At 25.8% G+C, this 18,585-nt stretch carries 14 protein-coding genes; 6 read left to right on the top strand and 8 right to left on the bottom strand.

Features of this window, described 5'->3' with window-relative positions; all coding sequences use genetic code 4:
- The first annotated feature begins 96 nt into the window (after positions 1-96).
- From AC1RP9_RS00550 to AC1RP9_RS00525, 6 genes are all read left to right on the top strand, one after another.
- On the top strand, positions 97-1,131 hold the full coding sequence (locus AC1RP9_RS00550) for a hypothetical protein (protein WP_481822462.1): 1,035 nt from the start codon (positions 97-99) through the stop codon (positions 1,129-1,131).
- Between the two features lie 534 nt (positions 1,132-1,665).
- Positions 1,666-2,091, top strand: a complete 426-nt coding sequence (locus tag AC1RP9_RS00545) for a hypothetical protein (RefSeq protein WP_481822461.1) — start codon at positions 1,666-1,668, stop codon at positions 2,089-2,091.
- Between the two features lie 188 nt (positions 2,092-2,279).
- A complete protein-coding gene (locus AC1RP9_RS00540; RefSeq protein ID WP_481822460.1) occupies positions 2,280-3,674 on the top strand; it encodes a hypothetical protein in 1,395 nt (464 codons plus the stop codon).
- Between the two features lies 1 nt (position 3,675).
- Positions 3,676-4,371 carry a hypothetical protein gene (locus AC1RP9_RS00535; RefSeq protein ID WP_481822459.1) on the top strand — a complete coding sequence of 232 codons (696 nt, stop codon included), beginning with the start codon at positions 3,676-3,678 and terminating at the stop codon, positions 4,369-4,371.
- 482 nt (positions 4,372-4,853) lie between these two features.
- Positions 4,854-5,177: a hypothetical protein gene (locus AC1RP9_RS00530; protein WP_481822458.1), complete on the top strand. Its 324-nt coding sequence runs from the start codon at positions 4,854-4,856 to the stop codon at positions 5,175-5,177.
- A gap of 63 nt (positions 5,178-5,240) precedes the next feature.
- On the top strand, positions 5,241-5,666 hold the full coding sequence (locus AC1RP9_RS00525) for a hypothetical protein (RefSeq protein WP_481822457.1): 426 nt from the start codon (positions 5,241-5,243) through the stop codon (positions 5,664-5,666).
- A gap of 835 nt (positions 5,667-6,501) precedes the next feature.
- Here the strand turns inward: AC1RP9_RS00525 and AC1RP9_RS00520 are convergent.
- From AC1RP9_RS00520 to AC1RP9_RS00485, 8 genes are all read right to left on the bottom strand, one after another.
- Positions 6,502-7,650: an Mbov_0401 family ICE element transposase-like protein gene (locus AC1RP9_RS00520; protein WP_481822456.1), complete on the bottom strand. Its 1,149-nt coding sequence runs from the start codon at positions 7,648-7,650 to the stop codon at positions 6,502-6,504.
- A 138-nt stretch (positions 7,651-7,788) separates the two neighbouring features.
- Positions 7,789-11,718: an Mbov_0399 family ICE element protein gene (locus AC1RP9_RS00515; RefSeq protein WP_481822455.1), complete on the bottom strand. Its 3,930-nt coding sequence runs from the start codon at positions 11,716-11,718 to the stop codon at positions 7,789-7,791.
- A complete protein-coding gene (locus tag AC1RP9_RS00510) occupies positions 11,690-12,349 on the bottom strand; it encodes an Mbov_0398 family ICE element protein (RefSeq protein WP_481822454.1) in 660 nt (219 codons plus the stop codon). Before AC1RP9_RS00510 ends, AC1RP9_RS00515 begins: the two co-directional genes overlap by 29 nt.
- On the bottom strand, positions 12,342-15,008 hold the full coding sequence (locus AC1RP9_RS00505) for an Mbov_0397 family ICE element conjugal transfer ATPase (RefSeq protein WP_481822453.1): 2,667 nt from the start codon (positions 15,006-15,008) through the stop codon (positions 12,342-12,344). Before AC1RP9_RS00505 ends, AC1RP9_RS00510 begins: the two co-directional genes overlap by 8 nt.
- Positions 15,009-16,646 (bottom strand): Mbov_0396 family ICE element transmembrane protein, encoded by a 1,638-nt coding sequence (locus AC1RP9_RS00500; RefSeq protein ID WP_257077236.1) that lies wholly within the window; start codon positions 16,644-16,646, stop codon positions 15,009-15,011.
- Between the two features lie 6 nt (positions 16,647-16,652).
- Positions 16,653-17,009, bottom strand: coding sequence for an Mbov_0395 family pilin-like conjugal transfer protein (locus tag AC1RP9_RS00495; protein ID WP_257077233.1), 357 nt, complete (start codon positions 17,007-17,009; stop codon positions 16,653-16,655).
- A 293-nt stretch (positions 17,010-17,302) separates the two neighbouring features.
- Positions 17,303-18,367: a hypothetical protein gene (locus AC1RP9_RS00490; RefSeq protein WP_257077232.1), complete on the bottom strand. Its 1,065-nt coding sequence runs from the start codon at positions 18,365-18,367 to the stop codon at positions 17,303-17,305.
- Complete coding sequence (locus AC1RP9_RS00485) at positions 18,321-18,584, bottom strand: hypothetical protein (protein ID WP_257077230.1); 264 nt, start codon at positions 18,582-18,584, stop codon at positions 18,321-18,323. Before AC1RP9_RS00485 ends, AC1RP9_RS00490 begins: the two co-directional genes overlap by 47 nt.
- Position 18,585: the final 1 nt, after the last annotated feature.

The following is an 18,585-nucleotide window of genomic DNA, read 5'->3' as shown; positions in this document are numbered from 1 at the left end:
AAAAAAATTAAATAGATTTTGTTTTTTAATTTATTCTGATAAACTTTATATACCTAATCTGTAATATAATTTAAGTATAAGAAAGAAGGAAATTATATGAAATTAAATAAATTTTACTTAACAAGCTTATTATCGCTTGCTCCGATTGCTTTAATCTCTTGTTCAACAACACAACAAACAACACCTCCTAGCACAGAACAAAAACCTGCTCCGAACTCACAACCAAACCCTGGAACAGGTGTAAAAGACCCAATTAATAATCAAGATCCTTCAGCCGAAACAAAACCGCCAATGAATAACAATGATGTTGTAAATCCTGAAAATAATAGTTCTATAAAACAACCACCTAAAACTGAAGAAAACCCTGGAAATAACACTCAAACACCTTTAACACCTGCACAAGAAAATCAAAAATACTATCAAGAGCACAAACAAGAAAATATTCAATTGATTTTAAATCAAAACACTAACTTAAAAGAGAAAATTGTTAAACTTCTAGACGACTTTTTAATGACGACTTTTAAAATAACAAATGTAAGTGCATTAACAGAATTAGCTTCAAAACAAAATCTTGATTCAAATACAGAGAGTTTTACAAAAATATTAGAAAAAATCTTTAACGAAAATAAAAGTACTCTTAATTTAAATGAAGTTATCGAAAAGCTTAATAAAACGCTTGACGATGAAGAACAAATTCAAATGCAAAATAATGTGGATTTTAAATTTTTTGAAAACGTTTTCTTGAAAGCATATCATTTAAAATCTGATAGTGGGTCAGAATTAGGGATTGAAGATAAATTACACGAACTAATTCGTTTCTCAATTCCTACTAATGACGAATTTATTAATTATGTCTCTCAATTGAATTTAGTAGAGCTTTGAAAAGAAATTAATAAATACAGTCCAACAGATTTTCAAGCACAATTAAATGAGGTCACTAAATTTTTTGACCAATTAAAACCTGAAATGTTCTTAGATGCTAATGCTGAAAACTTTTTAGAATTACAAACAAAAATTGAAGAATATTACAAAAGTTTTCATCAAATGTATCCAAACACTAAAGTTTCAGTTCAATTATTTGGAAATATTGCTAAACAATTATTAAATGCTAATAATAAAGCAAATAACTAATCCTTGGAAATAAACCTAGACACGCAAATTTGAGCGTGTTTTTTTAATTTATAATTAAAATAAAGGCAATTATGAGTCAATTAAAACCTGAACAATGATTAAAATGATTTGAATATTATAAAAAATATCAAGAAAACGAAATATAATGCAGTGAATTTAAGTTTATATCTATAAAGGAATTTAATAAGAACTTTCAAGTTGATGAAATAAGAAGATATTTCAATCCTAAATACAATAATTTTTTAAAAAATAATGATGTGATTTATATTAAAACTGGTAAATCACTCAAAAAAGGTAAGGGTAGCGGGAGACCGAAAAGAAAACAAAAAATTGACTGTACCAAAGTCCCTATGGATCAGATAATTAAAATTCTTGAAATTTACAAAGAAATTTTTGAAGAGAACAATAATAAAAGTTGATGTTAGCAAAATTGAAAAGAATGGGATATAAATATTTAAAAGATTTCAAAAATTGTCCAGGTTTAGGAATTATTTTTATATATCCAAATTATTTTAATTAATCAAGGAGATTAAAATGAATTTAAAAAAAGTGGAAGAGGTAATGCAATTGCTATTAGGAGCAAGATTATTAGCTTGCATTAATAGTATTTTATATATTTGGTTTTTTATAAATATATATTTGTATCTATTTGTTTTGTCATCTTTTAGGTGGAATTGGGAACAAATTCATCAATTAATCTTATTTATAATTTGGGTTGCTTGTGTTGTTTTTTTTATTAAAATAACAAAGAAAATAAAAAACTTTTTTCGATCAATAAAAGAAGAAAAATTATATCAAAACTATAATTTTTACTTCCGTTGAACTATAACATTTACTTTTATTTTATTTTTAGCTCTACCTTGATGAATATTTATGCTTTTTAAAATAACAAAAACATTAAATTACTTAAATAACAAGGCTAATGCAATAATAAAATCAGGAAATGAAGAAATACATTAAAACCAAAAGCACCCTTTGATATGTACCCTAAAACTTAAACAAAAAAATATAACTTAAAATGATATTAACTCCAAAGGTTAGACACTAAATCTAACTTAAAAAGGGGTATATTTTTATATTAAATATTTTTATTCATTAGAAATTAAATATAATTTAAATATTAATATTCAATAATTTAGGAAATAAAAATGAAAAAAATTTATTTTAAGATTGGAGAACCAATCTCTAATGTTGCTCAACTTTCTTCGGTTGTTGCAAATAATATTAGTTCACAAACTACTAATACAGCAAAACAAAATAAGATAATACTTAACGAAAAATTCATGGATGAATTTAAGCAAGAGTTGCAAAATCAGAATAATAAAACTATTACAAAAATTACAGATTTAATGCTAGATAAAAATGTATCAGGGACTAAACTTAGCAATAATATAACAAAAGAGGAAATAAAAAGAATTTCGAAAACTTTTTTAGATAAATTGTTAAAAGATGGAAAAATCTCACAACAAGAATATAACAAATATATAAATGTTGAAATTTCAGATAATCTAGCAAAACAATTAAAGACACAAATTAAAAGATTTTCTATTGATACTAAGAAAACACTTAAATCAATTCAAATAACAAAAAAGGAATTCAAAGAAAAACTCAAAAGAGAAGCTTTAGATAGGGAGAAAAATTATAAATTAAATATTGTAGATGGAGAAATAAATTCAAAAAAGGCTTCACTTGAATTTGAAAATTTAAAGAAAACAATAAAAAATTTAATAGAAGTAAGGAATGAAATCAAAAATAATTTAAAACATTTAGTTAATAAAAAGAAAGCCCTACTTGCTGCTTCCATTGCTACCGGTGTAACTTCAGTTTTTGTTGGATTTTTTTCCTTTATTATACCGGGATTGTGGTGAGCAACAGCTACTCTAGCACTGACTTCGGTATCTATTAGCACACTAATTTCTAGCGTTGATGATAACATTAGATTATCAGAAGAAAAAATCAAAATGTATTCTGAATTCGTGTCTGATGAACCAGGTATTATTGACCGATTTGAAGGTGAATTTACAAAAAGCTGATCTACAACTTCATTTCATTCAACAATTTTCGAAAGGATTGTAAAGAGATTTAATTTATTAACAAAAAATAAAGTAATAAAAACCTTTTATGATATAGTTAAATCATCTGCTTTTAAATTTTTTTCTATTGGGGTTGATGCCGTCCAAACCATTTGAAGTGCTAAGGATTTGGCAGAAACAAACGAAAAAATAAATTACATCAATCAAAAAGAGTTAGAAGTGAGTAAAGATTTAGATAAATCATTATCAAGATTCGAAGAACTTAAAAAATATAACTGAGTTGTAATTCATGAAACAGAACAAACCGATTATTACTGAAATGGTGGTTCAGGTGGGAGAAACTTAGTTTTTAGAAACCTTCAAACACAAGAAGAAAAAACCATTTCTGAAATGTTACAATATAACGACTGAGAATTGAGAGCTTGAGAGCTTCAAAGAGTTCACGACCCTAAAAAAGGTACTTATATTAGAAAAATTAGAAATAATACTAAAGAGGATAATCTAGGATAGAATGCTCTTCACAGGGAATACTACTTTATTTATAATATTTTCTATTTTATTTGTTATAAGAATCGGTATTTTTGCTTTTAAAAAATTTCCTTCATTAAAGTTTATTGTTTATTTATCGATACTAGCTTATCAAAAAATAAGTTTTAATCAAAATACCTGATATTTAGATGGAAAATTTAAGCAAGCTATATGAACATTATTAAAAGTTAATCGACACAACAAAAAGGTGATTTTTCTTGGTTTAATTTTTGAATTTATTTTTAATTTTGTTTTCATTTACTTTATTTGGTTTTGAAATTTTAATAAATCTAACTTTCCAGAAGAATATGCGTTTTGAGTAACAAACATTTTATTAGTTGGTTATTATGGTGCCGGAATATTTTATATATATAAAATTTCTAAGTTTGAATCAATAATTAAAGAAACAAAAGTTTTTAATTTTCAAGAAATAAGTCTACTCAAAATAAAATCAATAAAATATAAAAGCGAAAACGAAGAAAATTTTTTGTTTAAAATAAAAGGAATGGTTTTTAAAAATACAGTAACCTTTGTTTTGTGAAAAAGTTACATCATGCATTTTTTAGGTAATCAAGCTAAAACATTAATATATATTTATATATTTGACATAGATAATTTTAATGCTCCATATTTTGTTTTTGAAAACGAGAATCTTATTAAAAAATATGAGGAAATGTAATGATTTTGAATAATTTTTATTTTCAATCAATGTTATGATTAATTGACTTAGTTTTTTTATATATTTTTGTTTATAAGATTAAAAAATTTATACTTTATAAAGTAAAAAATATTTGGTTAAGTATAGTAATTCGCAAAATTAATTATGTTTTAAAAAATAAAATTAATCCTCACCATTTTTTCGTTAGGGGTGTTAATTCGCTTGTTTTAACACTAAAAGATACTATAAAAGAAGTTTTTTATTGAATTTTAAAATGATTTTTTTACTTTTTTATCACAAATATTTTGTATCTTGTCTGATTTAAAGTAAGTACACCGATTCTTTTTCATTTAATTCTTTCTGGTTTGTGGATTTTTTGAGTATTGTTTTGTTTTTCTTTTTATCTTTACTGAAGTGGGAGAATTAATAAAATAATTAAATTAACTAAAAATATAAATAGCAATTCTAGGGTGTCATTATTTCGAATTAATATCTCAAATAAAATGAATATTATTAATCATGATGGTTCCATTCAAAATCTTGTTGTAGGTGGTTCTGTATTAGATAATATTGAATATGATTATGATGTAGCTTGAAAATTACGCTATGATAGAAAATATTTTTTTAATAAGCAAATGAAATCTTTTTCACTAAACCGTGATATTATTGTCCACATTTTACATGGGGACAAGGAACACGCTAGATATATTCATTACTTAATGGTTGTTTATTCTGAACAAGAAAATGAAAAATTTTACAATCCAAATTATCAAGCAAATATCCAATATTTTCTTGAGCTAGAAAAGTATTATCAAAATCAAAACTAAATAACTTTTGTGCTTAATAATTGTGTATAATTAGTTTCAACAATACTATTATCAAAGGATAAAATGGAAATTTCTCAAAAACTTCAAAAAGCAAACCGATTATCTAAAATACTTTTCTTTATTGCTTTTCTTGTCTTTGCGTGTCTTGTTTTCATGTTTGTTTGCCTTGTTATTCTTATTCGTTCAGCAGTCGAAGACTGATATGAATTATTTGATTTCAAATTACTTTATATCTCAATTGGAATTTCATTACCTGTTGGAATAACATCACAATTTTTTTATGTAAAATTAGCATCAACAATTAAAGATATTAAGGCTGATTATATGCTTTTAGCAAATAATCAAGAAGAACAAGAATATGATATATTATCAAAAATTGCTGATAAAGCATATTTTATTCCTGGTTTATCACTTTTTTTATATTATAAAACCATAAAAGCAACTACGCTTTCATTAAAAACATTAGAAGAATCAAGAATCAATAACTAAAGTCAAAATGTATAGTTAAAACCTTTTGCTTAATAAAAAAACAAAAAATATCTAAAGATAAACCTGGACATGCTACCAATTTGTTTGTCCAGGTTTATAATATAGTTTAGAATGTTTTTTAGCGGTAATATTTATTTGTTCATATTTTTTGTAGTATTTTTTATTACAAAAACCTTGCTTTTTAATTATAAAAAAACTTCTTCATTAAAATTGTATGTACACTTAACGCATTTATCTATTCAAAAGATAAAATTTAATCCAAAGACCTGATATTTAGATTTAAATTTTAAAAAAGCTATATGAACTTTAATAAAAATTAACAATCATAACAAAAGGGAGTGAAATCCAAAATTTGTCAGTAAAGAGCATATACATCTCTTAAGCATAAAAATTATATCAAATCATCAATATGCTAAGAAAAAAATTCAGGGTTTTTCATGTAAAAAATACATGTCCAAAAACACGTTATGCAAAGTGCAAAATTTGAGTGCAACGCGCGCACGTGTACACATGCATGCTTTAAAGCACGATAAGGTGATGCAAATCTGCTTAACGCAGGCATCTCTTATTCGTGCTATTACTATGTAATAGAATTTTGCATAATTTTGCTCCACTTGTTATGCAAAAATTTCAGTGTGCATAAAATCTTTATGCAAAATGTAATATTCCAAACAAGTAATATACATAGTATATTAAAACCCTGAATTTCTTTATGCAAAAATCTGCCACTTTTGCACTTTAGAAAAAACCAACAATAAAATGACAATTTTTTAATTTTGAAGAAAATTAGCATTTTTGAGTATTTTCAAGTGATCAAAAATGGACGTTTTTAAAATTAAATAAAGAGTAAATTTTCACGTTCATTTAGATTAAAAATGAGTATTTTTTTAAATGTCTCAATGCCATATGTAGTGAATTTTTTTGTTCCATTTTTCTTAATTTGATGACAAATTAATGACTCAGTGTGTGAACCAATATTGTAATCACGATTGTAATGAATGATAAATTGACGATTATTTTTAATGTATTTGATAAAGTCCATATATTGATTTTGCTTTAGTTTTGAAAGTGAATTTCATCTATTTTCAAATTCATTTTCAAGTAAAAATAACGCTTCTTGTGCTTGATTATTAAGCAATAAATCTCTAATTTTAGCAAACAAAGTAGTGTTGTTTTGTGCTAAATAATCAATAAACAAACGCTTGTTTTCTGTGTTATATTTATTAAAACCACATAGTATAAATAGCTTTCTCAGCAAGTGAAATTTATCTAAAATGTATTTAGCATTAAGTGCTTTTGCTAAGCTTTTGATAAAGTGAGCGCCGTCTCCATAAACAACAATTTGTTCATAATCCGAACCATAAAATTGTTCAATTTTAGCTTTAATATTATCAATAAATTGCTTACTGATTGTCTTGCTTTTTGAATTGGTTTTAGCTAATTCTATTAATGTCGTTTTATTAAGAATGCGTTTATTTTCATCCAATCCTTGATGTAAAACAATCATTCTTGCTCTTGTTTTTTGTGTATTATGTTTATCAAGTTTTAGATTAACATATGTATCATCTGCTTCAATATATAGCGTTTTTGTTGTGTTTTGAACACGTTCAAAATTGATTTTATCATTAAGTTTTTGTTCTTTAATTATGTTTGCAATGCTTGCTTTTGATATGGTTTTGTATGATAAATCCTTTAAAATTTGATGATTAGAATTCCCTTGCATTTTCATTGAAAAAACTTTATTTTTTAATTCATTATCAATATTTTTGTGTTTTGTTATTTGATAAAAAGGATTATCAAAATGATGAAAATTCCTTTGTTTATCAATGAATAAATAACGTTTTAATGTTAATTGTCCATAAATGCTTTTGATAATTCTAGGTCTCACACGATAAATATTTCATCCTTTATCTTTGCGTTCTTGTGAACGAGCAAACTCTTTTTCTAATTGAAAGAAATGATTTTCAATTAACTCTTTAGCCATTTGATGATTTAATCCTGTGTTCATATAAATATTATAAATTTATCACTAGATAAACAAACAGGGAGTTCATTATTGAAAATAATTAAAATTGAAAAGGAACAAAAAAATATCATCGATTGATGATATTTTGTCTAAATATTATTTAATACCACGGTTGAAATACCTTGTGTAAATTGCTCATCCAAGAAGGAACAATCCAGCACTTGATAATATAATAGTTGGAAGTATTCAAGTTCAATTCTTTTTAAAATATGATTGTTCTTGCTCGGCAGGATTAATATTTGCATTATTGTTTATGTTTGATATACCTGGATTAATTGCATTAAAATCAGGGAGTTTAAATCCTTCAGGGAGTACAGGAGGTTTAAAACCAATCTCTCATTCATTTTTGATTTGATTATCTTTAAATTCTTGCTTTTCACTTTCAAAGTTTCTACTATTGATATATGTTTCATCAGCTTGCTCTTTTTCTTGCGCAAGCTTAGAATAATCAATTTTCTTTTCAATAATCTTCCCGTTTTCATCAACATCAGGGGATGAAGAAACTCCAGTATTATCATTTGTAATTTCAATAGTTTTATCACCATTTAAAAGATTATTAACAGGAATAAGTTTAAGATTAATCTTATTAATTTTCTTAGGAACAATTAGTTTATAAAGCTCTTGTTCATTTTCAAAAGTTAAATAATCTTTAAAATTAATTCCATAAATTGCTAAATCTTTATCAATTTCTTGGACTAAATTGTTATACATATCTTCAAAAGTATTTATGTTTCTAAAGCTTTTATTGCTAATGTTATAGTTAACCAAATTGCTTTCGCGTGGTATATGATTATTAAGTACGCTATTGTAAACTTTAATAGTTTTAAATCCAATTAATTGATTTAATTTATCAGTATTAGCAGTTAAATTTAAATTAAAATATACAGGATTATCAAAGGTTGATACATTGCTAATTGCTTGTCGAGCAACAGCATCTAAGTTAGTGATTACATAATCTCTATTTAAAACAAAAGCTTTATCCATTGTCTTTTCAATATTTTGTTTAATAAAATCTTTAGCTTTTTGTAAATCTGTTATTCCATTTAAATTAATTTGTTTTAAATTGAAATTATCAAAAACATTAATTAAATTGCTCTTGTAATTAGGATCTATTTTTTCATGTTCATAGTACAACACCATTTCATCACGTGGAATATAATAGTCTTTGTAATAGTCTTCTTTTACATTAAAAATAAATCTAAATTTATTATCAAAAGTTTTTTCAATTGTGTAATTCACTTTATCTTTGTTATCAAAATCAAGTAATAAATCATCATCAATATTATCTAAAACATATTGATATGATGTTGCATTTTCAAATAAAGAATTTAGATAATCAGTTGAAATAGACGGAGTGATTTTAGTTTTTTGAGTTTTAGCTTCAAACTCAACATCTTCTTTTCATTTAACAGGAATAGTGGTAGTTATATTATGAAAATGCAACCCTTCATATGCAGCGGGATTTTTAGGTTTAATGACAACATTAATTTCGTTATTGTTTTTTACCAATTCTAAATCTAAATTATCTTTATTATGTTGAATTAATAAATCTTTTAATGTTTTTTTATTTAGTTTATCAAAATCCTCTGAAAGTGTGTTTGAAGCCAAATCTTTTAGTTTTTCATTATCTAAGAGATAATTCAAATTCATTTTATTGATATTTTCGTTTGAATTATCTCAACTTTTTTCTAATTCATTTTTTTTATTTTTTCTTCCAAAAATAATTTCGTCCATGTTTGAAACATATTGTTTTCAATAATTAATCACTTGTTCATATTTAAGTGATTTAATATTATCTTCCGCAACTAATTTATTTTTAATTAAATAATTTTGCAAGTTTTTACCATGATAAGTTGTTCAAAAAGGTTTAACATGTTCATTTTTATATACATCACTAAAATTAGATTGAGGATTTGTGTTTCCGATATAAAACAGTTTATACGAATCTGTATTTCCTTTATCTCTTAAAGTATATAATCACAATCCCGATGTTGAAAAATAATCATTTTCATTATTGATTATATTAACCTTTGCTTGTTGATTAGTTGTAAATTTATTATTAGATGTATTTATTTTAAAACGTTGAGCTAAATCAATTTTAGTATTTGAAGAAACATTAACCCCTTTACCAACAACAGCACCTGAAGCAATAAATCCAAACATATTTCTTTCGTTCTTAGTTCTTACTTTACCATTAAAATTTAATGGGTCTTGCAAAAATCGAGTATTTTGTGGAAGGTTGTTATATCCTGTATAATCTACTCACAAAACTTCTTCTTTAGTTCCTGTTTTAGGATTAATTAATGGATCATATTTAGGATTTTTTATTTTATTTTCATGCGAATCTAAAATAAAATCGCCATGTTCATTTTTTAAATATGGTTCAATTAATTCTCGCTGTTGTGGATTAATTTCAGGATTTCAGGCATATCATTTTCCATTAATATCTGCACCAACTGAATTAATAATTAAAACGATTTTATATCTTTTTAATTCATGTTGATTATTACCATTGATGCTTGATTTATCATATTTAACAAGCTCAATGGTATATTGATTCGGTTTATTTTTTTCAGCTTGCTTTTCTTTTTTTTCGCTACGCAAGTCTTTTAAATCATAGCGAAATTTTTGATCTAAAACATCAATTTTATTTCCATTAATAATTAATGTTTCATCTTCTCTTAAAGTTGTATTGAAAGCTATTTTGGCAGGAGCATGATAAATTCAAGTTCCACCATATGTATCACTTAATTGTTGGTCGTTTTCAATACGCTCAGGTTCATCTTCGACTAAATCATAACTTACAGGTTGAGTGATATCTAAAAATTTACTAGGAATAATTTGTAAACGATTTTGTAAGTTTTTGTTTTCAAATTTATTCGTGTTTTTTCAATTAATTTTTAATTCTTTCAATATAACTTTTTCAATATTACCTGTTTGATTGTTTTCAAAGTATAAATAAAATCTTAGTGTATCACTATTAATTGGTTCATATCCAACAAGATATTCTGAACTATTCTTATATTTTTTGTAAAAAGAAATTTTATCTAATTCTTCCTCCAAATATTCTCGATTACTTTTATCATCTGAAGCAATTTTTGTATCTGTCACTCCATAATTACCACCGATATCAGTTGAAACTGAAATTTGATTGGTCTTTTTAAAATTAGAACTATCAAACTCATTTTTAATTTTTAATAAATTTAAATAATTTTGATTGTTTTTATATGTTTTTATAATTTTTAAATTCAATTCTACGTTTGCTTTAATATTTTTGAGTCTGATACCACCTCATTTTAAATTTAAAGGATTATTATCTATTGAATGTTCTGTATCAATATCAAAACTTAATTTCATAGATTCAACTAAAATTTTCTGATCTAATTTTTGACTCGTTTTTGCAAAAGAATTTAGTATATTTATTTTTTCTGTTATTTTAGAAAAAAAAGATGAATTAATTTTATTAAAAATATTTTCATTATAAATTCAAGAACGTTTACCTTTATAATCTTCTTTACCTATAGAAAAATTTATATCCATATCATCAAATTTCTCAATAAATTCATTTGCATCCATATTCAAATTAATATTATTGTTTAATATGTGTGAATTATGATTTTCATAATCAGTAAAAGTACTACCTATTGCCAATCAACCCAAAGCACTTGATATTCAACCTCCACCAGGTCTGTTAGTGGCTTTTATTTCTCCTCTATTTAAAAATTCATAATTTCACGGGCTTTTATTATGATTAAAAGTAATTTGATTTGCAATAAAAGCATTTTGTGAGGTTTCTAATTCTATACCTTCTTTTCGATTGCTTTGTTCAACAATATTTATAGTTGCATTTATTGTTTCTCTTTTTACAATTGGAGTATTTTGTCTATCGATAATTTCATCAAAAGAAGTTTGAGGAATATTTGTATAATCACTATCATTAGATATTGCTGAAACCCCAAGAATAGAAAAAATAGTAGTTGGAGCAACTACTAAAGAACTAAGAATTAACCGTTTTGTTTTTCTCATTTTTATACATTCCTTTCACATCTAAATTATTTTCATGTTTATCAAGTAAATCCTTATATGTTCTATTTAAATTAGAGCTCATTTGCTCTTCTTCTTTGCGATCTATAGCTTCTTCTTCATCCATATAAGTAGAAATCATTTTCTTCATTTTAATAAATGCAATGCTTTCTTCATATAATTTACTGTTAATGTCTTCACGATTAGCTAATTGAGCATTTACTTGATTAAGTGCAATATTTAAAATTGCATTGAGTTTATAATCTAAGATATCTAATCTTAAATTTAAATATTTAAAATGATGTTTTAATCTATTATGAATTGGTTTAGTGGAAGTGAAAATTGCTTTTCTAAAATAGTAGTGCAAACGCTCTTTAACTACATCGATAACTTCATTAAATTCTTCATTATCTATATATTCTATTAATGCATTGCATATAGCACTATTAAGTGAAATTCCACTCTTTTCAATTTTCTTTTTTCATTTTTCAAATTTAACTGCTTCTTCTTGGTTTCGCATGCGACCACTAAAACGATGTTGAAAATAAGTTCTTGAATTAGTTTGTTGAATAATGTTGTCTATCTTTTTTTGAACTTGTTTTTTCTGTTCTTGTGCTTGATTAAGTTTATTCATATTTTCTTAAATCCCCACTTTCAAAAAATAGTTCTTTTTCTGTGTCGTTATAATAAGTATCAATTGCAATTCTAGTTTTTGAATTTAAAGCAAGAATTCCCTCTCCTACTTTTGCATGAATTAAAAAGTGTTTTTCTGTTTCTGATAATCCACCTGCAGCTTCAAAGAGTGTATCAACTGCACTCGTTGAACCAGGAGTGAGTTTTAAAAATACGGCATATTGACAATTCTCTAAAATTGCTTGACCTTTTTGTTTAATGTCATCTGTTTTTGTAAAGTCTTGAGGATTTTGAGTTGTTATAATTGTTCCACAGTTATATTTACGACCTTCTTTCACGGTTTGATAAATAAAATCTAATGTTGAAAGTGAATTAGCGTCAATAAATTTATGTGCTTCATCAATCATTAATCAAACCCGATAATCTTTTTTATATGTATCTGAAATTATACCTTTTATAAATGAGATGATTAAGTAAAACGAACTATTCTTAACTTCTTTTTTCTGATGCATTAACGAAGATGTATCAAAAACAATTAAATTATCACTTAAGTCAATATTGGTGTATTGATTGTATAGCTTATGAAAGCGCCCATTATCTAAAAAATCCAATTCTAATGCTGTTAAAATTTCAATAGCATTATCAAAAAATAAATCTTCTTTTCTAATCTTTCTAAGCTCTTCAATTAAATCACTAACTAATGGATAAGCGTTGTTATCACGTTTAGTGATATCGTCTTGAGCTTTTAAAAATCCAAATCTTGCTCAAACTTTCTTTAGAGCAATAACAATGATTTTAATATGTGTAGCTGTAAACTCTGGATATAATAACATAAATCATTCACGAATAAAATCTTCATTCAGTGTTAAGATTTGTTCGTTTGAATTTGTTATCTTTTGTTCTTTCTTTGAGTCTTCTTGACGTGGATTAAATAGCTTAATAATTTGTAGTGGATTAAAACGTAAATCTTCTGCAACACCCATTTTAATCACTCTTCCACCAAGAGCACTCATGCTAGATTTATACTCCCCTTGTGGATCTAAAATAATCACTTTATCATTCATTGCAACCCGTGGAACAAGGAGCTTTTTACAAAATGTACTCTTTCCACTTCCGCTAGTCCCAAGTACAAACATATTTTGATTTACACGCTTAGCGTTTTTAATTGATGGATCAAAGAATACAGGAATATTTTTATTAAAAAGTGCATTCCCAATAATAGAAAAGATTTGATCATTAATATATTGATTGTGGAATACTCAACCGGAACCAATATTTTCACTTAATTGTTCAGTATATTCATTGAGCATATCAGTTTGTTTAAACAAAATGGATGAATATGCTTCAATTTGACGAAAATGTAAATTATTATTCAATCCCTTTCACTTTTTAATATTGAGGATGTTTTCTTGTTCTTGTTCTTTTAATGTTTCTAAATCAAAAGCACGATTTCAAAGCATTAATGAACTTTCGAATAATTGCTGAGTATTTCACGAAACAGCTTCTGAAACATTTTCTAAGGCCTCTTGATTGTTTCTTTGTTTTCTTCTAAAGGATCTATTGAAAATATTTTCTGAATTCACTTCTAAGTTAATTTCAGCAGTGTTTAAAACTTTATCTTTCTTTGCACTATCAAGTGGATTTAAACTTCATACTACTACTGAACTAGAGTTAAATGTTTCTTGGATTCAGTTTTGATTTAATTTTAATGGAAATGCTGAAATAGTTTGCACCGAGTTATATACATGACTATCTCTTCCTTGAGTGATAAAGTATTTATTTTTAAAATACACATTATCATAAGTAAAATATTTTGCAAGATCTCCAGTTTGTAAAATATCTTTAATCGCTTGTTCATTTAAATCATTCCCGAATAAATATAAATCATTTAAAAAATTTAATAATGAACGATTTTCTAAAATCACGCTTTCAAGTTCAGCCTTTGCTAAACCTGATTGAATTTGCATGACTTGATTATATAACTCTTGCTTGTCTTTATTAAGTACAACAATATAGTATTTGTCTATTTTTTGATAATTACCAGCTGCGTTTAAATCATTTTCTCAATCTTTTTTTAATTTTGCAAAAACCTGATTATCTTTGACTTTTTCTAATCCTAAATTATCTTTTGTATTTAAAAAGGTTGGAATTTTAACAATAAAGATTTTAGTTTCAATGCTATTTAAAGTTTCAGTTAATGAATCTAAATATAAATCTTGTTCTTGATAATTATTAGTGCTAATATCTTTTCCAAAAACTTCAAGTACCATTCCTCATGTTGTGAAATTAGATTTAAGGAAGTTTCCTTTTGATAATAAATTGAAATATTTCCCCTCAAGTTTTTGTAAAGTATTTAGGTTCTTTGTGTTAAAAGCACCTGATGTTTTATATTTTTTCACTCTAAGTATATGCTTAATCACTCAATACACTCATACATAAGTTCTTACTCCACGACTTTTCATAGTCATAAATAAAGTAGAAGATATAAGACAAAGAAAGACAAATATAACTAATCTAATTAAAAGAATGTTTGTGCTAATAAAAGCAATTGATGCAGTAAGCAAACCAATCAAAAAGATGAGTAAACAATCAACAGGAGTAAGATTTTTAAAGAGTTTTAATTGCTTATATTTTTTTAATTTATCTGTTTGTAATTTCATCTATTTTTTCCCTTTCTTTTGTTCATTAGCTTTTTGTCTGTCTAATTCTTTAGAATAAATATCACTTCTTGGACTAGTTGAATTTTTAATTTTATTTGCTTTTTCAATTGTTGAATGAGCACTTCATTCTCTTGCTTGAGCTCAATTATTTTTATGATTCACTTTAGAGTTAATTTTTTCAGCTCTTTGCTTGCTAATTATTCCTTTATCAGCAGCTCAATTAGCAATTGAACTTTTTGCGTTCCGAACATTTGTTAAATATGCACGCCCTTTATTTTCAATAGCTCCACCTAGACCAGTTCTTTGTCTATTAGCAAAGAACCCACTTGCTGCTTTATGATATTTAATTGCTTGTTTAAGTTCTTGTTTTTGTTGTTTTGAAGCACCTTTCATTTGTGCTTTGAGAGCTTGAATTTTTTCTTTATTTTCTATTCTACGTTGTGATTGTTCTTGTCTAAGTTGACTTTTTCCTAATGCATAATCAGAACGTGAAATATCACCACTTTTGTATTTGTGTTTTAATGCTGCTTTTGCTAAGTTTTCCCCAATAAGATTATTTTTAGTTGCTTTTGATAATTTTGCAAAGGATTGTGCTCCACCTTTTGCAAATCCAATTCCTGTCCCAACAGCAGCTGCAGCTCCTGCAGCAGTAGCAGTGGCATGTCGAGCAACTTGGAACCCTGATTTTACACTTTGTCTATCACCGAATAATTGTGAAATATCTCCAATGAGCACTTGAGTACCACCAACTGCTCCACCAATTAAAATCACTTGTGCGATTGCATTTCCAAATCATCCACCGTCATGAATTAATTCTATTTTTGAAACAAAGTTGATATATAAAATAAAAATATTCATTGCAAAGGAATATGAAAAAACAATTGATAATTTTTGATTGTAGATTTGTTTTCATTTTCTATATAACTTATCTTCATCATATAAACGTCAAACACTCACTAAAGGATGAACTAAGAATAGACCAAAAGTAGACATGGTTTGTGAAATTAATGAAAAGACTAATGTAAACATTTGAAAAAGAACCAATATTGCTAATACTGCAAAAAATGACATAACTACAAAAGCATTTGAAACTTTAAACAGGAATGAAAATCCTACATAATAATTGTAATTATTAGCAATATCTAATCACTCTTTTTCAGAATAAGCATCCGGTTTTAGAGCCATAAATAAACTATGTCCAAGTTTAAAGTCATATCCAGATTCACCAAAAAAGAGTATTTGCATAATCGTTTGCAAATTAAATAAGAGCAACAGTCATAACACAGTAACGAATGGATAATAAATAATTGAACCAAGAGCTGGAAGAATCTTTCTATAAATTGTTTTTTGTTTTTTTGCACTATCTTCATTATCAAACAGTGCTTTTAATAATGAACCTATTAAAACAGCCAGGAATGCAAAAGCAGCTAATACTCCCATTGCAATGTAAACATAATGGATTTGTATTTTTCCGTCTTGTAAAAGACTATCACCGAATAATAATCTAATCACTAATTCAATTCCAATTTTGTTAAATATTGTTGAAATGTAAGATAAGATAATTAAAGGAAGACCGACCAAAATTTCTCATAAGAGCAAAAATGGTGCAGCAAGTAAAATATTTAATAATCAACCCATAAACTATTATATTTGCACTTTACTAATTTCTGCCGCGGCCGATTTCCCAAGGAATAGAGCTTGTCCTAAAAAAGACCCTGCTATTGCAAATACAATAATAAGTATAATAATAGCAATTATTCCAATTTGAAGGTGTTTAACTCGTTGAGCCCTAACATTAGCGTCTGAGGCATATTTAACTTTAATTGCAGTTATAATTACTCAAATAATTGCTGAAAATCCAACAATAAGTCCAACTCAACCAAGCATTGGAACTATAATATTAAAAATTCTATGTCCTATATTATCAATAACCTGAGTAGCAGTGTCCTTTTGTGCTACACCTGCAGCATCTGCAAATAATCTTGTAATTGTTTGTATCATAATTTTTCTCCTAACTTAAGATTACTTTAATAAGTGCTCCATGGATTAAAAACCCAATTAAGCTTATTAAAGATTTTTTTCAAATTTTAATTGACCAAAAAGAAACTTTGTTCTTTTTGAGTTTTCTAATATAAAATAAAATAATAATTCAATAGATTAATATAAAAATACAAGCTCATGCAATTTTTGCTATTTTATAATCCATATTTAAATCCTAAAAAATAATTGTTTAATAGTTTGTGATAATCACTTTTCTTTTTCCACCGAACCACTTAACAAACGGTTTGAGTTGTTTAGTTGTAATCTGCAAATCTAATTAAGTGATTAAGTTTGAATTTATTTAAAAGGTCGTTTGCTTGTGTTTGTCATTGACTCATTGTCAAATCACTCACAGGTTCATACTCAAGGTCTTTATTAATGTGTTCGTGTATAAAGTCTTTGTTATTAGCTCATCAATCATCCAAAACACTATAATCTATATGAAAAAGAAAATAAAGTCTGCTTAATTGTTTAGTGAACAAGTTAAAAATTCCATACCATAAGCTTTCAAACTCATTCATAGATTTTTGACCACCAAAGATTAAATCTGGTGCTCTTAATAACAAGTAATTATTTATGTCTAATAAATCAATTCCTTTATCAATAAACTCTTTGAAATCTTGCTCATAAACATCTCATTCATCGTTGGTTTGAGCATTAGAAATAGTTTCTTCTACAGTGTAATTATCATCATCAAACAATCTTTGTAAATCTTCAATATAACTAATAAATGATTGATAAAAGTGTAATTGTTTAATATTTAATTCATTAGTAATCACGGGTTGAATAGCAAAAAGTTGTTCAATATTTCCACTTGCTTGTTTTTGCAAGCTATCTAAACTTAAACTCATTTGATTTCAATCTCCATTAAATACAAATCTCCTTGATTGATTTTTTAAAAAATCAACCGTTGGAGCATATAAATCAACTTGTTTATTGTTTTCATCAATGGAAGTATATGATTGTTTAAATCCTTCATATTGTTCAATAATTCTTGGTTCATTATCTTGTAAAGAATGTTTGACTTTTGTAAACAAATCTTGATCAAATGGTTTGAGCAATAAATTTTCTAAATATTGATAATAAATTGAAATACTCTTGCTTTCAAGTTTTTTATCAACAGTGTATGGTTTAGTAATATCTTCATAATTGGAACTTGGATTTAATGTGAAATTGTTTCCTGTTTGTGGATGAGTATTTTGTAGTTTTTGAATATATAAACCTCTATCAGGAATGTAAGCACATGAAACAAGACTACTAGCACTTAAAGCACTAGTCAATATTATTGAAATCTTTAAAAAATTTGATTTTAATCCCATTAATTTCTTTCAATGTACTTTGTAGAGTAGTTAATTCATCATTATATTTATCAATTTGCTGATAATATTTTTGAATGGAAGGTATGAAATTTTCATTATTTATTTTTTCTTTACACCTTTGAATTAATTGCAAAACTTTTTCAATTCTTTGCTCAATTTTTTGTTTATTTTTCATAATTTTCATATATGCTTCTTGTTTCATAATTGTCTTATCCATA

The organism is Mycoplasma sp. 3686h (assembly GCF_056781225.1).
This window is presented reverse-complemented; position numbering and strand designations above follow the sequence as displayed.